Below are 1,413 nucleotides of genomic sequence, written 5' to 3'. Positions count from 1 at the left end.
GGATCAATCCCAAAAGTTGTGTGTGAATTCAAAGTAGAATGATATTTTTGTAAAAAAAAGAAGATTGGATCCATATATTGACCTACTGAAAGTTCTCTTGCCAGAGCTATTGATTACCCATTTTGATATTGCCAAACATGAAATAGATAAAGATGTTCTTCATCTTCATTTTGAAGAAAAGATAAAAATACCCTTAGAGTTTTCTTCTAAAACGGTGATCGCTCATGGTTTCCATAAGGCAATTACTATTCAGGATTTTCCAGTTCGAGGCAAGAAGGTGTATCTTCATATTAAACGTCGTCGTTGGTTGGACAAGAAGACCAAAGCGATTGTTCAAAGGGATTGGGACTTAGTAGCACAGGGAACTCGTATGACAGTAGAGTTCGCTGCTTTTTTAAAAGTACTTAATAACTACAAAGGCTAACGACTGCCATACAATCGGTGGGTTCTACGGTGTCAATGGTAAAAGGCTACAACGCCAGTACAGAGATTACCTGAGCGAGTTTAAACAGTGGAAGGATAAGCCGCATGCCAAACAGTGGCTGGTCTTTCCCCAGAACATGGGGAAGTATCTCTCCATTGATGAGACGGCGCTCTCTAAAGGGGAACTCTATACCATCATTACCAACAAAAAAGCCAAGGGCAAGAAAGGTGCTATTGTAGCTATCCTGGCCGGAACCAAAGTGGAACCCATTATCGAACAGCTCCTTAAGGTCCCTCGCTCCAAAAGAAACATGGTCAAGGAGATCACTCTGGATATGGCCAACTCCATGAAGGTCATTGCCAGGAAATGCTTCCCTAAAGCTGTACAGGTCACGGATCGTTTCCATGTACAGAAACTTGCCTTGGATGCCCTGCAGGATATTAGGATAAAGCACCGTTGGCAGGCCATAGACCTAGAAAATGAACAGATCAAACATGCCAAGGTCAAACAAACAGAACATAGACCGGAACTCTTTGACAATGGCGATACTAGAAAACAACTCTTGGCAAGAAGTAGGTACCTGCTCTACAAAGCCCCTAACAATTGGACACAAAGTCAATATTTAAGATCCAAGATACTCTTTGAGCAGTATCCTGACATCAAAATAGCCTTTGATTTGGTGCAAGGTCTCAGGAATATTTTCAATACCGCTACTTCTATACAAACTGCTTACACAAAACTGGCGCATTGGTACAAAGACGTGGAGCAAACAGGGTTTAAGGCATTCAATACCATAGCTAATACTATCACCATAAATTACAGATCTATATTGAATTACTTTATTAACAGAAGTACCAATGCTTCGGCGGAATCTTTCAATGCTAAAATTAAAGCCTTCAGGGCTCAGTTCAGGGGTGTCAAAAATGTAGAATTCTTCCTCTTCAGATTAACTAGGATTTTTGCCTAAACACAACTTTTGCACATGATCC

2 protein-coding genes are annotated in these 1,413 nt (G+C 40.7%); both read left to right on the top strand.

Annotation, left to right across the window (positions count from 1 at the left end):
• Positions 1-64 precede the first annotated feature (64 nt).
• Positions 65-424 carry an ISAon1 family transposase N-terminal region protein gene (locus tag EM932_RS20635; RefSeq protein WP_135879099.1) on the top strand — a complete coding sequence of 120 codons (360 nt, stop codon included), beginning with the start codon at positions 65-67 and terminating at the stop codon, positions 422-424.
• Positions 408-1,391 (top strand): ISAon1 family transposase, encoded by a 984-nt coding sequence (locus EM932_RS20630; RefSeq protein ID WP_456236432.1) that lies wholly within the window; start codon positions 408-410, stop codon positions 1,389-1,391. Before EM932_RS20635 ends, EM932_RS20630 begins: the two co-directional genes overlap by 17 nt.
• The last annotated feature ends 22 nt before the right edge of the window (positions 1,392-1,413 follow it).

The organism is Flavivirga rizhaonensis, from assembly GCF_004791695.1.
GTDB classification, from domain to species: Bacteria; Bacteroidota; Bacteroidia; order Flavobacteriales; family Flavobacteriaceae; genus Flavivirga; species Flavivirga rizhaonensis.
The sequence above is the reverse complement of the archived record's forward strand: the minus strand, read 5'-3'. Positions and strand labels throughout refer to the sequence as shown.